22 protein-coding genes are annotated in these 19117 nt (G+C 64.1%); 10 read left to right on the forward strand and 12 right to left on the reverse strand.

What is annotated here, in order from left to right:
* Nucleotides 1–85 precede the first annotated feature (85 nt).
* Both ABX298_RS24745 and ABX298_RS24750 read right to left on the reverse strand, forming a co-directional pair.
* Nucleotides 86–697 carry a 2-hydroxychromene-2-carboxylate isomerase gene (locus ABX298_RS24745; protein ID WP_367393783.1) on the reverse strand — a complete coding sequence of 204 codons (612 nt, stop codon included), beginning with the start codon at nucleotides 695–697 and terminating at the stop codon, nucleotides 86–88.
* A 29-nt stretch (nucleotides 698–726) separates the two neighbouring features.
* Nucleotides 727–1458, reverse strand: a complete 732-nt coding sequence (locus ABX298_RS24750; protein ID WP_367393784.1) for an SDR family oxidoreductase — start codon at nucleotides 1456–1458, stop codon at nucleotides 727–729.
* Nucleotides 1459–1547: 89 nt separating this feature from the next.
* On the opposite strand from ABX298_RS24750, the gene ABX298_RS24755 reads away from it, so the two are divergent.
* Together ABX298_RS24755 and ABX298_RS24760 are read left to right on the forward strand one after the other, a co-directional pair.
* Nucleotides 1548–2111 carry a TetR/AcrR family transcriptional regulator gene (locus ABX298_RS24755; protein WP_054573115.1) on the forward strand — a complete coding sequence of 188 codons (564 nt, stop codon included), beginning with the start codon at nucleotides 1548–1550 and terminating at the stop codon, nucleotides 2109–2111.
* Nucleotides 2098–2691: a DUF4157 domain-containing protein gene (locus ABX298_RS24760; RefSeq protein ID WP_085616665.1), complete on the forward strand. Its 594-nt coding sequence runs from the start codon at nucleotides 2098–2100 to the stop codon at nucleotides 2689–2691. The genes ABX298_RS24755 and ABX298_RS24760 overlap by 14 nt, the downstream gene beginning before the upstream one ends.
* A gap of 113 nt (nucleotides 2692–2804) precedes the next feature.
* On the opposite strand, the gene ABX298_RS24765 is transcribed toward ABX298_RS24760, so the two are convergent.
* Complete coding sequence (locus tag ABX298_RS24765; protein WP_015270181.1) at nucleotides 2805–3797, reverse strand: bile acid:sodium symporter family protein; 993 nt, start codon at nucleotides 3795–3797, stop codon at nucleotides 2805–2807.
* A 119-nt stretch (nucleotides 3798–3916) separates the two neighbouring features.
* Between ABX298_RS24765 and ampC the strand changes: the two genes are divergently transcribed.
* Both ampC and ABX298_RS24775 read left to right on the forward strand, forming a co-directional pair.
* Nucleotides 3917–5059 (forward strand): class C beta-lactamase, encoded by a 1143-nt coding sequence (ampC, locus tag ABX298_RS24770; RefSeq protein WP_085663680.1) that lies wholly within the window; start codon nucleotides 3917–3919, stop codon nucleotides 5057–5059.
* Between the two features lie 301 nt (nucleotides 5060–5360).
* A complete protein-coding gene (locus tag ABX298_RS24775) occupies nucleotides 5361–5693 on the forward strand; it encodes a hypothetical protein (protein ID WP_003253895.1) in 333 nt (110 codons plus the stop codon).
* 46 nt (nucleotides 5694–5739) lie between these two features.
* Here ABX298_RS24775 and ABX298_RS24780 read toward each other — a convergent pair whose 3' ends face one another.
* The 4 genes from ABX298_RS24780 to ABX298_RS24795 form a co-directional block, all read right to left on the reverse strand.
* Nucleotides 5740–6051, reverse strand: coding sequence for a hypothetical protein (locus ABX298_RS24780; RefSeq protein WP_025339398.1), 312 nt, complete (start codon nucleotides 6049–6051; stop codon nucleotides 5740–5742).
* A 140-nt stretch (nucleotides 6052–6191) separates the two neighbouring features.
* Nucleotides 6192–6380, reverse strand: coding sequence for a hypothetical protein (locus tag ABX298_RS24785; protein ID WP_003253897.1), 189 nt, complete (start codon nucleotides 6378–6380; stop codon nucleotides 6192–6194).
* Between the two features lie 138 nt (nucleotides 6381–6518).
* Nucleotides 6519–6839: a YbjQ family protein gene (locus ABX298_RS24790; RefSeq protein ID WP_016394960.1), complete on the reverse strand. Its 321-nt coding sequence runs from the start codon at nucleotides 6837–6839 to the stop codon at nucleotides 6519–6521.
* A gap of 189 nt (nucleotides 6840–7028) precedes the next feature.
* A complete protein-coding gene (locus ABX298_RS24795) occupies nucleotides 7029–7913 on the reverse strand; it encodes an EamA family transporter (protein ID WP_075045384.1) in 885 nt (294 codons plus the stop codon).
* Nucleotides 7914–8147: 234 nt separating this feature from the next.
* On the opposite strand from ABX298_RS24795, the gene ABX298_RS24800 reads away from it, so the two are divergent.
* A complete protein-coding gene (locus ABX298_RS24800) occupies nucleotides 8148–9545 on the forward strand; it encodes a cytosine permease (RefSeq protein WP_075045385.1) in 1398 nt (465 codons plus the stop codon).
* A 90-nt stretch (nucleotides 9546–9635) separates the two neighbouring features.
* Here the strand turns inward: ABX298_RS24800 and ABX298_RS24805 are convergent, their stop codons facing one another.
* On the reverse strand, nucleotides 9636–10391 hold the full coding sequence (locus tag ABX298_RS24805; protein WP_354316086.1) for a class II aldolase/adducin family protein: 756 nt from the start codon (nucleotides 10389–10391) through the stop codon (nucleotides 9636–9638).
* Nucleotides 10392–10414: 23 nt separating this feature from the next.
* The gene (locus ABX298_RS24810) at nucleotides 10415–11458 is read right to left on the reverse strand and encodes an ABC transporter substrate-binding protein (RefSeq protein WP_367393785.1); all 1044 of its coding nucleotides are present in this window, start codon (nucleotides 11456–11458) and stop codon (nucleotides 10415–10417) included.
* A 176-nt stretch (nucleotides 11459–11634) separates the two neighbouring features.
* Here ABX298_RS24810 and ABX298_RS24815 point away from each other — a divergent pair, with 176 nt between their 5' ends.
* From ABX298_RS24815 to ABX298_RS24825, 3 genes are all read left to right on the forward strand, one after another.
* Complete coding sequence (locus tag ABX298_RS24815; protein ID WP_367393786.1) at nucleotides 11635–13587, forward strand: FAD-dependent oxidoreductase; 1953 nt, start codon at nucleotides 11635–11637, stop codon at nucleotides 13585–13587.
* A 40-nt stretch (nucleotides 13588–13627) separates the two neighbouring features.
* Nucleotides 13628–14227, forward strand: coding sequence for a helix-turn-helix domain-containing protein (locus ABX298_RS24820; protein WP_025339404.1), 600 nt, complete (start codon nucleotides 13628–13630; stop codon nucleotides 14225–14227).
* 69 nt (nucleotides 14228–14296) lie between these two features.
* Nucleotides 14297–15499 carry an NAD(P)/FAD-dependent oxidoreductase gene (locus ABX298_RS24825; RefSeq protein ID WP_367393787.1) on the forward strand — a complete coding sequence of 401 codons (1203 nt, stop codon included), beginning with the start codon at nucleotides 14297–14299 and terminating at the stop codon, nucleotides 15497–15499.
* Nucleotides 15500–15664: 165 nt separating this feature from the next.
* Here ABX298_RS24825 and ABX298_RS24830 read toward each other — a convergent pair whose 3' ends face one another.
* Nucleotides 15665–16276, reverse strand: coding sequence for an FMN-dependent NADH-azoreductase (locus tag ABX298_RS24830; protein WP_049277030.1), 612 nt, complete (start codon nucleotides 16274–16276; stop codon nucleotides 15665–15667).
* 133 nt (nucleotides 16277–16409) lie between these two features.
* On the opposite strand from ABX298_RS24830, the gene ABX298_RS24835 reads away from it, so the two are divergent.
* Together ABX298_RS24835 and ABX298_RS24840 are read left to right on the forward strand one after the other, a co-directional pair.
* Complete coding sequence (locus ABX298_RS24835) at nucleotides 16410–17312, forward strand: LysR substrate-binding domain-containing protein (protein WP_013972466.1); 903 nt, start codon at nucleotides 16410–16412, stop codon at nucleotides 17310–17312.
* Complete coding sequence (locus ABX298_RS24840; RefSeq protein WP_084785196.1) at nucleotides 17305–17664, forward strand: MmcQ/YjbR family DNA-binding protein; 360 nt, start codon at nucleotides 17305–17307, stop codon at nucleotides 17662–17664. The genes ABX298_RS24835 and ABX298_RS24840 overlap by 8 nt, the downstream gene beginning before the upstream one ends.
* Before the next feature lie 121 nt (nucleotides 17665–17785).
* Here the strand turns inward: ABX298_RS24840 and ABX298_RS24845 are convergent, their stop codons facing one another.
* Together ABX298_RS24845 and ABX298_RS24850 are read right to left on the reverse strand one after the other, a co-directional pair.
* A complete protein-coding gene (locus tag ABX298_RS24845) occupies nucleotides 17786–18199 on the reverse strand; it encodes a DUF1294 domain-containing protein (protein WP_025339409.1) in 414 nt (137 codons plus the stop codon).
* Nucleotides 18192–19022 (reverse strand): undecaprenyl-diphosphate phosphatase, encoded by an 831-nt coding sequence (locus ABX298_RS24850; RefSeq protein ID WP_367393788.1) that lies wholly within the window; start codon nucleotides 19020–19022, stop codon nucleotides 18192–18194. The genes ABX298_RS24845 and ABX298_RS24850 overlap by 8 nt, the downstream gene beginning before the upstream one ends.
* Nucleotides 19023–19117 lie beyond the last annotated feature (95 nt).

Consider the following 19117-nt stretch of genomic DNA (forward strand, 5'->3'; position numbering starts at 1 on the left):
CGTGCGGGATGGCACCGGCTTCGCCGGTGTTCGCGGCTGAAGCCGCTCCCACAGGGAAGGCGCCAACCCTGTGGGAGGGGCGCCTTCAGGTAAGGCTGCCGGCGCCCTGACGCAGGGCCTCTTCGACAAAGTCCAGGCGGTCCTGCCCGAAGAACATCTCGTCACCGACAAAACAGGTCGGCGCGCCGAACACCCCGCGCTCCACTGCCTCTTCCGTCGCGTGCCTGAGCGCGGCCTTCACCTCGTCATCACCCGCCAGCGCGCGAAAGGCCTGCGGGTCGAAGCCGCCTTGGCTCAGCGTGTCGTCGAGGACAGCGTTATCGCCCAGGTTGCGGCGCTGCGCAAACAGCCCATTGAACAGCACCGCCAGCAACGCCTCGAACCGCTCCGGCGAACGCAGCTGGGTGCCCACTGCCCCGCGCATCAGGGTCAAGGTATTGACCGGGAACCCCGGCGGCAACTCGAACGGCACCCCATAGCGGGCGGCGAAGCGCGCCAGGTCGGTGAACATGTAACGGCCCTTGGCCGGGATCATCACCGGCGAGGCGTTGCCAGTGGCCTGGAAAACCCCGCCCAGCAGCATCGGCCGGTAGCGCAGCGTGGCACCCTGGCGGGCACACAGGCCAGGCAGTTGGGTCCAGGCCAGATAGCTGGCCGGGCTGCCCAGGTCAAAAAAGAAATCGACAGTCTTGTGCATGGTTAGGGTCCTTGCTCGGAGAAAGGGGCTTACCAACGTTCCATCCAGGGGCGCAGGTCCAGCTCGAAGGTCCAGGCGTCGCGGGGCTGGGCGTGCAGGAACCAGTAGCTGTCGGCGATGTGGGCCGGGTCGAGGATGCCATCCTGGTCCTTGAGGGCGTAGCGCTCGGGGAAAGTGTCACGGATGAAGGCGGTGTCGATGGCCCCGTCAACCACCACGTGGGCGACATGGATGTTCCGCGGCCCCAGCTCGCGCGCCATGCTCTGGGCCAGGGCGCGCAAGGCGTGCTTGGCCCCGGCGAATGCCGCAAAGCCCGCCGCGCCACGGGTGCCGGCAGTGGCGCCGGTGAACAGGATGGTGCCGCGCTCGCGCTGGACCATGCGCCGGGCCACCGCCTGGGCGGTGAGGAAACCGGCAAAACAGGCCATCTCCCAGATCTTGAAGTATTTGCGCGGGGTTTCCTCGAGAATGCTACAAGGCACATTGGCACCGATATTGAACACAAACGCTTCGATCGGGCCGATATCACGCTCGATGGTTTCGACCAGCGCCGCCACCTCCTCCTCCTTGCGCGCATCGGAGCAAAAACCGTGGGCCTGGCCGCCGGCAGCGCGGATGTCGTCCAACAGCGGCTGCAACTTGTCAGCCTGGCGCCGGGTAACACAGGCAATGTAGCCCTCGCGGGCAAAGCGCTTGGCGATCTCGCCGCCGGTAGCATCCCCGGCGCCAATCACGAGCACCACTTTTTGTTGTTCTGTCATGCCTGCCTCCATTGGTGAATGATCGTTTAGTAAACGAACGCTATGTTATGATCGCCGCCACCGTCAAGCCCGCCTGCAGAGGCACCTGAATGCGCTACACCAACGAACACAAGCAGCAAACCCGCGAGCGGCTGCTGGCCAGCAGCGGCGCGCTGGCCAAACGCGGGGGCTTTTCCAGCACCGGCGTGGCCGGGCTGATGAAGGCGATCGGCCTGACCGGCGGCGCCTTCTACAACCACTTCCCGTCCAAGGACGACCTGTTCACCGAGGTAGTGCGACAGGAACTGTGCAACAGCCCGCTGGCGCGCCTGGCCAACCAGGGCGCCAGCCGCGAACGCCTGGGCCGTTGCCTGCAGCAGTACCTGAGCCTGGCCCACCTGCACAATGCCGAAGGTGGCTGCCCGCTGCCGCCATTGGGGGTGGAGATTGCCCGGGCCGAAGCACCCGTACGCGCCGTGGCCGAGCATTGGCTGGTGGAGCTGCACCAGGCATGGAGCGCGACCCTGGAAGACAGCGAATTGGCCTGGGTGCTGATCAGCCAGTGCGTCGGTGCCTTGCTGGTCGGGCGCATGTTGGCCACGGAAAGCGTGCAGTCGCAGGTACTGGACGCCAGCCGCCACTTTGTCGAGAAGGCCCTGCATGAAGCGGATTAGTCTACTGCTGGGGCTACTGCTGAGCTTGCCTGCACTGGCCGAACAGGCCTGCCCGCCAGGGCAGTACCAGGTGTGCCTGATGGGGTGTTTCTGTGCGCCCATCGACCCTGGGCAGGCCGGGCAGATTTTCAAGGACGTGGAAGTGCTGGCTTCGTCCAGCCTGACCTACGCCTTGCAGCAGGCCCGCGACGAAGCCACCGCCAGCGGCGTCGAGCCGATCCCGTTGCATATCCGTGCGCAACTCGAACCCTGGTACGACTTTGCCGTGCTCGACGCGGCGCGCTTCCGGGTGGGTGACGAACAGCAGATGAGCGCAGCCAATGCGCTGCTGCAGAACCCCGACGTGAACGCCGTGACGCTGATCGACACGATCATCTTCCGCCGCCCCGCCGATGCCGAGGACAACGTGGCGTTGTGGGCACACGAGCTCAAGCATGTGCAGCAGTATCAGCAACTGGGTGTGGAAGAGTTCGCCCGGCGCTACACGCGCAATTACGACGACCTGGAAGCGCCGGCCTACAAGATCGAGGGCGAGGTAAGCAAGGCGCTGCGCGAGCGTGGTTCGGGGCAGGCTAGATAAGCCAGGGGCTGCTTTGCAGCCCTTCGCCGGCAAGCCAGCTCCCACAGGGACTGCACAGGCCTTGAGAGCTGTGCGGTCGAGGTGGGAGCTGGCTTGCCGGCGATAGGGCCCTGTCAGGATGCCGCAGAAGCTTCTTCAGCCACCTGCTCACGGCTGGCATAACGCTGCGCCAGCACCGCACAGACCATCAGCTGGATCTGGTGGAACAGCATCAGCGGCAGGATCATCGCGCCAATGCCACTGCCGACGAACAACACCTGCGCCATTGGCACCCCGGTAGCCAGGCTCTTCTTCGAACCGGCGAACAGGATGGTAATGCGGTCCTCCAGGTCAAAGCCCAGCAGCTTGCCGAGCAGCCGGGTACCGTACAGCACCACTGCCAGCAAAATCCCGCACACGGCAAACAACCCGGCCAGGTGCTGCGGCGATACCGTGTGCCACAGCCCGGTGACCACCGCCTCGCTGAACGCGGTGTAGACCACCAGCAGGATCGAGCCCTGGTCCACCACCTTGAGCCAACGCGCATTGCGCTTGACCCACGCACCGATCCAGCGCCGGGCGACCTGCCCGGCCACGAACGGTACCAGCAGCTGCAGGGTGATCTTCAGCACCGCATCCAGGCCGGAACCGGTATCGCCGCTGGCCCCCAGCAACATCATCACCAGCAACGGCGTGAGGAAGATACCCAGCAGGCTGGATGCCGCCGCGCTGCAAATGGCCGCTGGCACGTTGCCACGCGCCAGCGAGGTGAAGGCGATGGCCGACTGCACGGTGGCCGGCAAGGCACACAGGTAGAGCACGCCCAGGTACAGCTCGTTGCCCACCAGCGGCACGAACAGTGGCTTGAACGCCAGGCCCAGCAACGGGAACAGCACGAAGGTGCAGGAGAACACCAGCAAGTGCAGGCGCCAGTGCCCGGCACCGGCGATGATCGCCTCGCGCGACAGCTTGGCGCCATGCAGGAAGAACAGCAGGCCGATGGCCAGGTTGGTCAGCCAACCAAAATACACCGCGCCGTCGCCCGAGCAAGGCAGCACGGTGGCAATCAGCACCACCCCGAGCAAGGCCAGGGTGAAATTGTCGAATAACATGCGCAAATACTTCATCACAGTTTCCGTCTTGTCATTGTGCAAGGGCAGACGATAAGGTCTTCGGTTTTTCGCCGCTAACGCCGGAACCCCCACCGGTGTCGCTCAACGGACACGCTCCAGCACAGGACCCGCTCATGCCCCTCTCCCGCCTGGCTGCACTTGCAGCCGCCATCACTCTCACCCTGGGCTACAGTGCCGCCCAGGCCGACGACCAGTTGCAGGCCAAGGTCGACCAGATCATCCGTCCGCTGATGCAGGAGCAAGGCATCACCGGCATGGCCGTGGCCATCTATGCTCGCAACCACGCGCACTACTTCAGCTATGGCGTGGCCAGCAAGGCCGACAATGTGCCGGTCAGCCGCGACACGCTGTTCGAGATCGGCTCGCTGAGCAAGACCTACACCGCCACTTTGGCCGCACTGGCCAGCGCCGAAGGCAAGCTGGACCTCGATGCCCCGGCCAAGCGCTATCACCCTGCCCTCGCCGGCGCCCCCATCGGCGACGCAAGCGTGCTGGAACTGGGCGCCTACAGTGCCGACTGCCTGCCGTTGCAGTTCCCGGATGCGGTGCAGACGCCGCAGCAGGTGGTCGATTTCTTCCGTCACTGGCAACCCCGCGCCAAACCTGGCACCCAGCGCTGCTACTCGAACCCCAGCCTGGGCCTGTTCGGTGACCTGGCCGCCCGCGCGCAGCATCAGCCGTTTTCCACGCTGATGAGCGAGGGCCTGCTGAAACAGATGGGCCTGGAAAACACCTATCTGCAGGTCCCGGCCAGCGCCCAGGGGTTGTATGCCCAAGGCTACGACAGTGCCGACAAACCGGTGCGTGTCGGCCCCGGCCCCTACGCCGACGAAGCCTACGGCATCAAGACCAGCGCCAGCGACCTGCTGCGCTATGTGCGCCTGCACATGCAGCCGGAGGGGCTGCCGCCGGCGCTGGCGCAAGCCACGGCCATCACCCAGCGGGGCTACTTCCAGGTCGGCGCCATGACCCAGGGCCTGGGCTGGGAGCGTTACCCCTACCCGGTCACGCTGGGCACACTGGTCGATGGCAACGGCCCGCAGCTTATCCGTGAACCGCAAGCAACCACGCGCTTGCATCCAGCCCTGCCGCCGCTGCCGGCAGCCTGGTACAACAAGACCGGCTCGACCAATGGTTTCGGCGCCTACGCCGCGTTCGTGCCCGCCGAACAGCTGGCCGTGGTGTTGCTGGCCAACCGAAATTACCCGAACGAAGCCCGGGTGCGCGCGGCCTTCGACATTCTGTCCGGGCTTTAGTGCGGGCAGCGATTGTCGAACAAAACGACACAATGTAGTGACCAAAAATATTCACTACAAAATGGTTGACGCCGTTCATCGCCCTTGGGCATGATGAGGCCGTCTCCCTGATCGGGAGCGGTGGCAAGGGTGTTCCAGACGGCCTGCGCGGTAACGCAGGCCGTCCGTGGAGAGGGAAACTGTCCAAAAGGCAGCGTGAGAAAGCCCCTGTTGCGATGCTGCTGTAGCAGCCTTGGTAGTGCGCTACACCGTGGTAGCGCCAACTGTGAAAAATCACCTACGAATGGGTAATGGGGGCTTTATGATGAACTTGAACAACAATCCGACTATCGACCAATTGGCTCAGCTGTTCGCCGTACGCAAGGACAGCCTTGACGACCATCTGCTGTGGGTCAGCCAGACCGGTGAAGTGCGCCTCGACCGCCTGCCACCGAACACCGTCGAAGATGAATTCGAAGAGCACCTGCCCAGCATGCGTGCCCGCTTCAAGGTCTACCGCCGTGGCCAAGGCTACGTCGGCAAGAAGGCCGCCGCCGACACCGAGTTCGTTGGCCGCGTCCTGCAGACCCTGCAACAAGAATGGCCCGCTGCCCGTGAGCAGCAGGCAGTCAAGGTGATCGAACCGCTCAACTGAGGGTTCCCACCCTTACCTGAGCCCGGCCCGCATAGGCCGGGCTTTTTCATGCCTGGCGCCGCTGGCTGCGGGGCGCTGGCAGCGGCAAGGCGCCGGTTGCCATCGCCCGGGCACGGTCGACACCCCACACCAGGGCGCGGGTCATGGTCTCGCCTGGCCGTGCGGGGTAATACTCCTCCAGCAATGCTCGCCCATCCCCGGCATACAGCCCCAGGAACAGCTGGGTCGCCCCCAGGCGCGACAAGCGCACCTGCACGTCCAGCGTGGTGCCGTCACTGAGTGCTTCGTCGTGGCAGCGGCTGTGCAGCTGGGCGTCGGCCCATTGCCAATAGGTCTCTTCCCTGACTCGCATGAGCATTCAATCCTCCGTTGCTGGAATGCCGCGCAAGAAAACCACAGCCTCGGCCATCCTGCGAGCGCTACCCGGCAATGCCATGAGGCGGATCAAGAAATGGCAATAAAAACCCCGCCATTCGGCGGGGTTGTGCTGGAGCGGGATCACTTCTTCAGCGGAACCCGCGGCATGAAGCGGCCTTTTTTGCTGCGCTGCAGGTGTGCAGGCTGGAGCTGTTCGGAATCATCCAGCGTCATGTGGGCGAAGCCAAGGCGGAATGCCGCCTGGCCGCAACGCACCTGGCTGTTGATGGGGAACGCGTCGTTCAGGTCTTCGAAAAAGGATTCGCTCATGCCCTGTCTCCCTCCAGTGGCGGACGCGCCGGCAACCAGAACAGTTGCTCCACCAAACGCGACCTGTGAAGGTGAGACTAGCTGGTCATTTGCGGACCGCCCGGACCGAAGCCCTGGACCCGACCAGCGGCAGACGCTCTACTTCAGGCGCACCGCTGTGCCGGTAGCAAATACCACGACCATGCCGCCCTGTACCGACGGCATGCTGATCTCGAAATCCACCCCCACTACCGCATCGGCTTGCAACTGGCGTGCCCGCGCCTTCAGTTCTTCGGTGGCCTGTTCCCGGGCTTCGCGCAGTGCGCTTTCCAAGGTTTGCGAACGGCCACCGAAGAAGTCGCGAAAACGTGCAAAGAAATCGCGCACGAAGTTGATGCCCTGCACCGATTCGGAGCTGACCACGCCCAGGTATTCGGCAATCGGGCGGCCTTCGAGCTGGCTGGTGGTGGTAATGATCATGGGGTGCACTCCATTGGCCTGGCAAAAGAGGCCGATTCTAACAGAGCGCCCTGTTTGCAACGCGCATTTGTGGGAGCGGCCTTGCGTCGCGAAAGGGCCGCAACGCGGCCCCAGGATCTCAACAGCATGCAAAAACCCGGGGCCGCTTCGCAGCCCTTTCGCGACGCAAGGCCGCTCCCACAGAGTCAGCTACGCGCTGACAGCTTTTAACCGGCGCCCAAGCCTTGCGCCGAACACGTTCACCAGCAACCCTGCCATCACCAGCAATGCGCCCCAGCCCTGGGTCGCGGTCAAACGCTCGCCCAGCAACAACGCCGACGAACTCAGGCCAATCACTGGCACCAGCAGCGAGAACGGCGCCACCTTGCCGGCCGGGTGGCGCGACAGCAGCTTGCTCCACAGGCTGTAGCCGAGCATGGTGGCGACAAACGCCAGGTAAGCCAGGGCCAACACCGAACTCCAGCTGATATTGGCAAGGGCATGGCCAATACGCTCCGGCCCCTCCAGCCACCAGGACAATGCCAGGAACGGCAGTGGCGGAATCAACCCGCCCCAGATCACCAGCGCCACCAGGTCAACCGAGCCAAAGCGCCGGGTAATGATGTTGCCCATGCCCCACATGGCGCCGGCACACAGGGTCAGCACCAGCGCCAGCATCGGCACATGCCCGCCGTCTTCGCTGCCGATAAGCGCCAGGCCGCTGGCGGCCACCAGCAGCCCCAGCACGCTGGCCAGGCGCAGCCGCTCGCCAAGGAACAGCGCGGCAAAGCCGAGGGTGAAGAACGCCTGCGACTGCAGGATCAGCGAGGCCAACCCTGGCGGCATGCCGCTGTACATGGCCTGGAACAGGAAAGCGAACTGGCCCAACGAAATGGTCGCACCATAGGCGATCAGCCAGCGCCAGGGCAGCTTGGGCCGCTTGACCAGCAGGATCGCCGGGAACGCCACCAGCAAGAAGCGCAATGCCCCCAGCAGCATCGGCGGCAACCCATCGAGGCCAACCTTGATGACCACGAAGTTGACTCCCCAGGCAACAATCACCACCAGGGCGATGAGCAGGTCCTTGAGCGGCATTGCGACATCCTTCTTCAAGCTTTCTAGACATATTTCGTTACAGCATAAGGCTATTCCTTCGACAGGGACCAGCACAGTTGCAACCCATCATTGCGCAACAGCACGACTGTTTCACTCGCAAGAGATGGCTTGACCGCACTTGTATATACATGCTCATATCATGCGAGGTCATCCGCCTTGCGTCCCGCCGATGACTGACTCGCTTACACAAAAACAATGAAGCGGAGCCACTGAATGTCCAGCAAACCCGTACTCGAGCGGCGCTCGATCGACTACATACCCGAGACTGAACGCCATGGACGCGTGTACAGTCAGTTCACCCTGTGGCTCGGAGCCAACCTGCAGATCACGGCAATCGTGACCGGCGCCCTGGCCGTGGTGCTCGGTGGCGACGTGTTCTGGTCGCTGATCGGCCTGCTGCTCGGTCAATTGATCGGCGGCGCGGTCATGGCCCTTCATGCCGCTCAAGGTCCTCGTCTGGGGCTGCCGCAGATGATTTCCAGCCGCGTGCAGTTCGGGGTCTACGGCGCGGCCATACCGATGGTGCTGGTATGCCTGATGTACCTGGGCTTCACCGCCACCGGCACGGTGCTCTCCGGACAGGCAATCGGCCAATTGCTCGACGTCAGCGACAGCACTGGCATCCTGATATTCGCCAGCATAATCGTGCTCGCCACCCTGGCCGGATACCGGGTGATCCACTGGATCGGCCGAATCGCCAGCGTGCTGGGCATCATTGCCTTCGTCTACCTGTTCAGTCGCATCATGATGCTGGCCGACATCGGGCAGTTACTCGACAACCGCCACTTCAGTTGGGCATCGTTCCTGCTCGCCGTATCACTGGCTGCGTCCTGGCAGATCGCCTTCGGCCCCTATGTAGCCGACTACTCGCGCTATCTGCCAAGCAGTACATCGCCAGTGAGGACCTTCCTCGCCGCAGGCCTGGGCTCGGTGATCGGTGCCCAGGCATCCATGATCCTCGGGGTGTTCGCCGCCGCCATCGCCGGTGCCCAGTTCTCCGGTCACGAAGTGGCCTACATCGTCGGCCTGGGTGGCGCCGGTAGCACCGCAGCGCTGCTGTATTTTTGCATCGCCTTTGGCAAGGTCACCATCTCGACGCTGAACTCTTATGGCAGCTTCATGTGCATTGCAACCATCATCAGTGGCTTCCGCGGCCACTTGGCGATCAGCCGTGCGCAACGCCTGCTGTTCGTACTGGGCATCGTCGGCGCCGCCACCCTGGTGGCCTTGCTTGGCCAGCATTCGTTTCTCAGCGCGTTCAAGTCCTTCATCCTCTTCCTGCTGACGTTCTTCGTGCCATGGAGCGCGGTCAACCTGGTCGACTACTACTTCATCACCAAGGAGCGTTACGACATCCCCGCCCTCGCCGACCCGCAAGGCCGATACGGCCGCTGGAACTGGCCTGGAATCATCGTCTACACCTTGGGCGTGCTGATACAGATGCCGTTCATCGACACCAAACTGTACACAGGGCCGCTGGTCGCGCACCTGGGCGGTGTGGATATCTCGTGGCTGATCGGCCTGGTAGTGCCGAGCGTGCTGTACTACTGGGTGGCGCGGCGTCGGGCGCAAGAGGCACCGCCAGCGATGATCGTGCCTGACGCACACTGAGCCCTCTCGCCATCAACGTAGAAACGTCTTGCCCTCGCGCCGCAAACGCGATGCGAGGGCAAGACGGCTTTCACCGCGAGCACGCCAATGTCAACGACGATAGTCCGGCGCGACTCGCTCCAGCATCCGCAACAACGCCGCCCACGCCAGCTGCAGCGCATCCGGATCCGCCAGCTCGCCCTGCTTCAACCCCCGCCCCGGATCATTGAACTGCCGCTCGGTATGCCTACACACTTCGGCGGGCGGTAACATCACCTGCCCGGCACTCTGTGCCGCCAACTGGATCTCGCACGCCTTCTCCAGGTAGTACATGCGCAGGAACGCTTCGGCCACGCTGCGCCCGGTGGTCAGCAGGCCATGGTTACGCAGGATCATCACCGGCTTGTCGCCCAGGTCGGCTACCAGCCTTCGCTGCTCATCCATGTCCAGCGCAATCCCTTCATAGGCGTGGTACGCGACCTTGCCATAAAACTCCATGGACATCTGGTTGAGCGGCAGCAGCCCACATTCCAGCGCCGCCACCGCACAACCTGCCCGGGTGTGGGTGTGCAGCACACAACGGGCATCCTCGCGGGCAGCATGGATGGCGCTGTGGATGACGAAACCGGCCGGGTTGACCGGGTGCGGCGTCGCTTCCACTGGCCGGCCTTGCAGGTCGATCTTCACCAGGCTGGAGGCCGTGATCTCATCGAACAGCAAGCCGTACGGGTTGATCAGGAAGTGGTGCTCCGGCCCCGGCAGGCGCAGGGAAATATGGGTGAATATCAGGTCGCTCATGCGGAAATGGGCGATCAGCCGATAGCAGGCGGCCAGCTCCTGGCGCAGGCTTTGTTCCGTTGCGGTCATCATTGTTATTCCTTTGCAGAACGCTATTTGCTGGCCCACGCATTGAAGCGCTGTTCCAGCTCTTCGCCATGGTCGACCCAGAATTCCACATTCATCGCCAACGCCCCCTGCAGGTTCTGCGGCGAAGTGGGCACCCAACTGGCCAGGGACGGGTCGAGCTTCGCTGCCGCCTGGGTGTTGGTCGGCCCATAGGGGATCTGCTGCACATAACGCACCTGGGTGTCCGGCTGGTTGGCGTAGGCAATCAGCCGCTTGGCCTGGTCGACATGCCGCGAGCCCTTGATGATCGCCCAGTAATCCATGCCATACAGGCTGCCAGGCCAGACCACTGCCAGCGGGCTGCCCTGCTGGGCCGCCACGGCGATGCGCCCGCTGTAGGTCGAGGTCATCACCACGTCACCCGCCGCCAGCCACTGGGCAGGCTGGGCCCCGGCGTCCCACCATTGGATATGCGGCTTGAGTTCGCTGAGTTTGGCAAAGGCACGCTCGACCCCGGCCGGAGTGGCCAGTACCTTGTATACATCCTCGATCTTGACCCCGTCGGCGAGCAGGGCGAACTCCAGGTTGTACACCGCACGCTTGCGCAGGCCGCGCTTGCCCGGGTACTTGTTCACGTCCCAGAAGTCGGCCCACGACGCAGGCGCCTGGGCCAGCTTGCTGCGGTCATAGGCAATGGCCACGCTCCATACCAGCGCGGCCGAGCCGCAGGCTTGTGCCGCGTCGGCAATCAGTTCACCCGCATGGCCCATGCGCTGCCAGTCCAGCTGCTCGTAAATGCCCTCGTCGCAGCCACGCATCAGGTCAGGCCCTTCGATCTGCACCACATCCCAGTCGACATTGCCGGTGTCGGCCATTACCTGGATCCGTGCCATTTCGCCGTTGTACTCGCTCTGGATCAGCTTGCTGCCATCCTGGGCACTGAACGGTTTGAAGATCGCCTCGTCCTGGGCTTTCTGGCCGGCACCACCATAGCCGACCACGACCATCTGCGGCGCCGCTTGCGCACTGCCCAGGCCCATGGCCAGCAACGCTGCACAAAGGCTGCTTACACGTGGTAATACCTGCATCGTAGTTGCCTCCTGCCGGTGCCCGAGGGGCCCGTTTTCTTGTTGTTGTGAGGTCACGCCCTCGCCATGAGGGTGAGAAAAACCTAGTCGTCGACCAGTAAAAAAACAAGTTGATTTTTTACTGACGCTACACTTTCATACAAAAACAAGAACAACACCGCACCGGAGCCGCCTGTATGCAGACCGCCTTCCCTCACCTGTTCGAAGCCTTGCAGATCCGCGGCAAACGCTTGAAGAACCGCATCATGTCCACCGGCCACGACACCTGCCTGCCTACCGACAATTTGGTCAACGACAAGCTCATCGCCTACCAGCGCGCCCGCGCCGCCGGTGGCGTCGGCCTGATCGTGCTGCAGGTGGCCGGGGTGCATGACAGCGCCCGCTACACCTCGCATGTGCTGATGGCCACCGACGATGCCTGCATCGACGGCTATCGCCAGCTTGCCGAGGCCTGCCATGAGCATGGCACCGTGGTGCTGTCGCAACTGTTCCACCCCGGGCGGGAGATCATGGAGTCGGCGGACGGCTTGCTGGCGGTGGCCTACTCGGCGTCCGCGGTGCCCAATGAACGCTTCCGGGTGATGCCGCGCGCGCTGGACCAGGCAATGATCGACGAGATCGTCCAGGGCTATGCCAGCGCTGCCCGCCGCCTGCACCAGGCCGGGCTGGATGGCGTTGAAGTGGTGGCCAGCCATGGCTACCTGCCTGCGCAGTTCCTCAACCCGCGGGTGAACCAACGCACGGATGGCTACAACGGTGAGCTCGAACAGCGCCTGCGGTTCCTGCGCGAAGTGCTGGCTGCCGTACGCGCGGCCACCGACGAGCAGTTCATCATCGGCCTGCGCATCAGTGCCGACGAACGCGACAGCCAGGGGTTGAGCGAGGACGAATCGCTGGCTGCAGCGGTTGCCTTGCAGGGCCAGCTCGACTACCTGCACATCGTGGCCGGCACGTCGGCATCCCTGGGCGGCGCCGTGCATATCGTGCCGCCGATGGCCATTCAGCCGGCCTACCTGGCCCGGGAGGCCGGCACCTTCAAGCAGCACCTGGGCATCCCGCTGTTCGTCACCGGGCGTATCAACCAGCCCCAGGAAGCCGAACTGATCCTGGCTCGTGGCCAGGCCGATGTCTGCGGCATGACCCGTGCGCTGATCTGTGACCCGCAGATGCCGAACAAGACCGAGCAGGGCCAGGTCGAGGACGTACGTGCCTGTATCGCCTGCAACCAGGCTTGCATCGGGCACTTCCACCGTGGCCTGCCCATTTCCTGCATCCAGCGGCCGGAAACCGGCCGCGAATTGCAGTACGAGCAACTGTCCATCACCACCCACCCCAAGCGCATCCTCGTGGCCGGTGGCGGGCCCGCCGGCATGAAAGCCGCCGCCGTGGCCGCTGCGCGCGGGCATCAGGTCACGCTGTACGAGGCTGGCCCGCAGCTCGGTGGCCAGGTGCTGCTGGCCCAGTTGCTGCCACGGCGCAGCGAGTTCGGTGGCGCCAGTACCAACCTGCAGCGGGAAATGGCCCTGGCAGGCGTGGAAGTAGTGCGCAACACCCGGGTCGACCGCGCACTGGTCGAACGAGAACGCCCCGACCTGGTGATCGCGGCCACCGGTGCCACCCCCTACTGGCCGGCCTTCGAGCGCACCGGTGAGCTACAGGTGGTGGATGCCTGGCAAATACTGCGCAATGAAGCAAAACCGGGGCGCTCGGTGCTGGTGATCGACTGGCGCTGCGACTGGATCGGCCCAGGCATCGCCGAACGCCTGGTACGCGAGGGCCACCAGGTGCAACTGGCGGTCAATGGCACCCATTGCGGCGAAAGCCTGCCGCTGTACGTGCGCGACCAACTGGCCGGCGAGCTGCATCGCCTGGGTATTCCCGTCACACCATATGCCCGCCTGTATGGCAGCGACGACAACACGGTGTACCTGCAGCACACCGCCAGCGGCGAACCGATGATCTTCGAAGGTATCGACACCCTGGTACTGTGCCTGGGCCATCAACCGGAAGACCGCCTGGCCACGGAGCTGGCCGGCCTGGTCGAGGTGCGCCGCATTGGCGACTGCCTGGCGCCGCGTACCGCCGAAGAAGCGATTCACGATGGCCTGACGGTTGCCTGGGCGCTCTGAGGCTGTACATACTGCGGCTTTTCACGATGGACCGACGTGCATGAGCCAACTCCCCCAGCCCCCCGCCAGCGAAGCCGGGGGCGCCGCGCCGCAGTTTCTCGGCAGCCGCATTCGCGGCCTGCGCAAACGCCGTGGCATGACCCTGGCGGAGCTGGCCACGCACAGTGAACTGACTGCTGGCTACATCAGCCAGCTGGAGCGCAACCTCTCCTATCCATCGATTCCGGCGCTGTTCAACATCGCCCGCAGCCTGGGGGTGACTATCCAGTGGTTCTTCGCCAGCGAAGCCACCACTGCGCCCGAGGACCAGGGCTATGTGGTACGCCGCAACAGCCGCCTGAGTGTGCATTACGAAGATGGCATCGTCGATCAACTGCTCACGCCCCAGCCCAACCGCCAGCTGGAAATCCTGCATTCGCGCTTCCCTCCGGGCAGCTACAGCCAGCAGAGCTACAGCCACGACGGTGAGGAGGCCGGCTACATCCTCAGCGGCAGCTTCGAGCTATGGGTAGGCGAGCGGCATTTCCAGCTGGGTGAAGGGGACAGTTTCAGCTTCTCGAGCCAGGAACCGCACCGCTATGGCAACCCCGGCGAGGTGGATGCCGTGGTGATCTGGGTGATCACGCCGCCAACATTCTGAAGCATGCTCGCTCCCCAACATCCAGCAACAGGGTCTACCTTGTTACCCGAACTTCAGAGGAGCACAACCATGAAGCAGATCCTGATCATTGGCGCGGGCTTTGCCGGCCTGTGGAGCGCGCTCAGCGCCGTCCGCCAGCTTGACCTCCATGGCCGCAAGGATGTCGAGGTCACCTTGCTTGCACCCCAGGCCGAGCTGCATGTGCGCCCGCGCTTCTACGAGCCCGACGTCCATGCCATGGCCGCGCCGTTGCAAGAGCTGTTCGATGCCGTCAACGTCCGCTTCGTGCAGGGCACGGCCTTCCACATCGATGAAGCAGCCCGCCGCGTCAGCTACCGCACCCGCAGCGGTACCCAGTGCGCCCTGCCCTACGACCGCCTGATCATGGCCTGCGGCAGCGTGCTCAACCGGCCCGACATGGTCGGCATCGAGCATGTGTTCGATGTCGACAAGCTCGACAGCGCCGCGCGCCTGGAAACCCACCTGAAGTCACTGGCGAACCTGCCCGACACACCGGCGCGCAATACCGTGGTGGTGGCCGGCGGTGGCTTTACCGGCATCGAGACCGCCACCGAACTGCCGGCCCGCCTGCGCGAAATCCTCGGCGAGGACGCGGCGTTGCGCGTGGTGGTGGTCGACCGTGGGGCGAGGATTGGCGCGGCCCTGGGTGACGGTATCCGCCCCGCCATCGAGCAGGCCTCCGAGGCCCTGGGCGTGGAGTGGATCTGTGGCGCCACGGTAGCCTCGGTCGACCCTGCCGGCGTGCTGCTGGACAACGGCCAGCGCATCGACACCAGCACGGTTATCTGGACCGTGGGCTTCAAGGCCAACCCGCTCACCGAGCAGATCAGTGGCGAGCGCGACCGCCAGGGCCGTTTGCATGTCGATGGCAATCTCAAGGTGAAAGGCAATGATGCCGTGTACGCGGCAGGTGATGTGGCCTACGCCGCCTGCGACGAGGCTGGCAATTACGCGGTGATGTCCTGCCAGCATGCGATTCCGCTGGGGCGTCATGCGGGCAACAATGCGGCGGCCGAGCTGATTGGCGTGGCACCGAAGACCTACAGCCAGCCCAAGTACGTGACCTGCCTGGACCTTGGGGCCTGGGGGGCGGTGTATACTGAAGGGTGGGAACGCACGGTGTCGCCACCGGAAAACAAGGCCGAGGCCAAGGTGTTGAAGGCGCAGATCAATACAGTGTGGATCTATCCGCCGGCAGCCGAACGTGCTGCAGCGCTGGCAGCGGCTGACCCAGCTATTCCGGTGGCCTGAGGTTGATTGTGGGAGCGGCCTTGTGTCGCGAAAGGGCCGCGTAGCGGCCCCAGGATGTCAGCGTTTACACCGAGATCTCTGGGGCCGCTTTGCGGCCCTTTCGCGACACAAGGCCGCTCCCACAGAGTTCGCGCAAGCCTTTGACGCTTGCGCAAGACAGCAGGATCAGGCAGCAGCGAACAGCTCGTTGGCAATCTGCGCCTGGGCAGCATCGATCGCCTGGCTGCGGTGCTCAGGGCCATAGGCCAGGCCATGGGCGCGGACGATTTCCAGGTCGGTGACACCGATGAAGCCCAGGAATACCTTGAGGAAGTCCTCATGCCCGGCGCCAGTCGGCTGGCCAGCGTGCAGGCCACCGGCGGTGGACACCAGCACTACCTTCTTGTTGCCGCACAGGCCTTCCGGGCCGGCTTCGGTGTAGCGGAAAGTCTTGCCGGCGACGGCAACGCGGTCGATCCAGGCCTTGAGCTGGGTCGGCACGGTGAAGTTGTACATCGGCGCACCAATCACCACGGCATCGGCAGCCAGGAACTCTTCCAGGGTTTCCGCGCTCAGCTTGGCTTCGAAGGCCTGGGCTGCGTCGCGCATGTCTTCCGGGGTGCCAGCCGCTACCAAGGTAGCCGCGGAGAAGTGGGCGATGGCGTCAGCGGCCAGGTCGCGGTACACCACTTCCACGCTCGGGTCGGCGGCTTTCCAGGCTTCGACCACTTCGCGGCTCAGTTGGCGGGAGGCGGAATTGTCGCCCAGGATGCTCGAATCGATATGCAACAGTTTCATGGGACTCTCCTGTGAATGAAGACCGCGACGTTGGGCGATCACGATGGGGAGAATCCTACCGACATCAACAATAGCTGATAAGGCAGCAAAAATGCGTTAGTTTGTCCTATAGGTGGAACAGTGAGACATTCCCATGCAAGACCTCAACGACCTTTTCTACTTCGCCCGCGTGGTCGAAGCCGGCGGTTTCGCCGCAGCCGGCCGCCAGCTGGGCATCCCCAAGTCGCGCCTGTCGCGGCGTATCGCCGAGCTTGAAGAACGCCTGGGCACGCGCCTGCTGCAACGCACTACAAGGCAACTGAAGCTCACCGCGGTGGGCGAGCGCTACCTGCACCACTGCCAGGCCATGCTGCTGGAAGCCGAAGCCGCCGACGAGGCCGTGGCCAGCATGAGCAGCGAACCGCGCGGGCGCTTGCGGGTGTCCTGCCCGGTGGCATTGGCCCACGCCTTTCTGCCGGATGTGATCAGCCGCTTTCTCGCGCAGTACCCGCTGGTGCAGCTGGACATGGTGCTGCTCAACCGCCGGGTCGACCTGATTTCCGAAGGTATCGACGTGGCGCTGCGGGTACGCGACCTGGGCGATGAAGACCCGGCCCTGGTCACCCGCCGCCTGCGCCAGGCGCAGATGCAGCTGGTTGCAGCGCCCGGTTTCGCCGACCACATCCGCGAACCGGGCCAACTGGCATCATTGCCGGTGCTGGGCGCTGCCGAGGCGGACCGGCTGGTACACTTCCGCCTGTTCGGCCCCCATGGCAAACAGCAGGAAATCGCCCTGGAACCGCGCCTCGCCATCGATGATTTCGTAGTACGTAATGCTGCTGTACGGGCAGGCCTCGGGTTTACCGCGCTGCCCAGCATGTTCTGTGAAGAAGAACTGGCGCGCGGCGAACTGGTGCGCCTGCTGCCGGACTGGTCGCTGCCGGGTGGCTACCTGCAGGCGGTGTACCCGCACCGGCGCGGCTTGCTGCCTGCGGTACGGGTATGGATCGACCACCTGGCGGCGTCGTTCGAGGCCTGTGGAGAAAAGTATGTCTGAGCGGAACATGAGCGAAGCCCAGGTGGCAGCGTTCTGCCTGAGCCTGCCGGGTGCGCGGGAAGACTACAAATGGGGCGGCATCCGGGTGTTCTCGGTGGCGGGCAACAAGATGTTCGCGGTGCTCGACCTGGCGGGTGCGGGGCTGTCGTTCAAGGTGGCCGACGAACTGTTTCTCGGCTATTGCGATCGCCCGGGGGTGCGGCCTGCGCCGTACCTGGCGCGGGCGCGGTGGATCAGCATGGCATCGCCCTACCCCATGGGGCGTGAGGAGCTGTGTGATCTGTTGCAGCGCTCGCACCAGCTGGTGGTGCGGCGGTTGCCTAAGCGGTTGCAGGTGGGGCTGGTGTTGTGAATTCCCTGTGCTGGCCCTTTCGCGGGTAAACCCGCTCCCACAGGTACAGCACAAGTCTTGAGGCCAGTGGAGAACCCTGTGGGAGCGGGTTTACCCGCGAAAGGGCCAGCACAGTCAAACATCAACTGAAAGGCAGATACCGCCCACCAAGAAACAGCCAGTCCGCCCAGAACACCTGGTGCACCAGCACAATCCCCCAGAACACCAGCTGATACGACACCTTGCGCGTCTTGTGCCGATACAGCTGCTGCGCCAGCAGTGCCCCCGGCCAGCCGCCCAGCAGCTCACTGGCATGCAGCACCTTCTCGGGCGTACGCCAGGCCTGGGTACGCGCCTGCTGTTTGTCCTGCCAATACAGCAACAGGCTGATCAGGCTCATTGCCGGGTACAGCGCCAGTGGCCACCAGGCCTGGTCGACCCAGGCCATGCGCGCCGCGCCCAGGCCCGGCAGCAGGCACAGCAGGCCCAACAGCAGCAGCTTCAGGCGCACATTACGTACGCCCTCCCCCCTTTGCCCCCGCGCTGCCTCAGCCATGAGCCGTCGCCCAGTCAACCCAGCCGAACTGCCAGGTCGCCAGGATCAGCAGGCCAAAGGCAATGCGGTACCAGGCGAACACCGCGTAGCTGTGGTTGGCAATGAACTTGAGCAAGCCACGCACAGCAATCATGGCAAAGATGAACGAGGTCACGAAGCCGATGGCAAATACCGGCAGGTCGCCGGGCTGGAACAGGTCGCGGTACTTGTAGCCCGAATACACCGCCGCACCGACCATGGTCGGCATCGCCAGGAAGAACGAGAACTCGGTCGCTGCCTTGCGCGACAGGCCGAACAGCAGGCCACCGATAATGGTCGAGCCGGAGCGCGAAGTGCCCGGGATCATCGCCAGGCACTGGATGAAGCCGATCTTCAGCGCGTGGCTCCAGCGCATGTCGTCCACTTGGTCCACCTCCACACGGTGCTCGCGGCGCTCGGCCCAGAGCATGATCACCCCGCCCACCACCAGCGCAGCCGCCACGGTGATCGGGTTGAACAGGTATTCGTGAATCAGGTCGGCGAACAGCACGCCCAGCACCACTGCCGGCAGGAACGCCAGCAACAGGTTACCGGTGAAACGCCGCGCCGTGGGCTGGCTGGTCAGGCCGAAGACCACATCGAAGATCTTGCCGCGAAACTCCCACACCACCGCCAGGATCGCCGCCAGCTGAATGATGATGTTGAAAGCCATGGCCCGTTCGCCACCAAACCCGATCAGGTCGGCGACGATGATCTGGTGGCCGGTACTGGAGATCGGCAGAAACTCCGTCAGCCCTTCGACCACGCCTAAGATGATTGCCTGGAAGGCAGTCCAAAAATCCATCGTTCCCCCGATGGAGCGCTGCTCGTGCAGGCCCCTTGTTCTTGATTTGCTTGAAGTTGCCGCACGCGGCCCGGCTGTTTTACAGCGACTGTTGG

Origin of the sequence: Pseudomonas sp. X4 (genome assembly GCF_040784925.1) — a bacterium.
In the GTDB taxonomy this organism is placed as follows: Bacteria; Pseudomonadota; Gammaproteobacteria; order Pseudomonadales; family Pseudomonadaceae; genus Aquipseudomonas; species Aquipseudomonas putida_Z.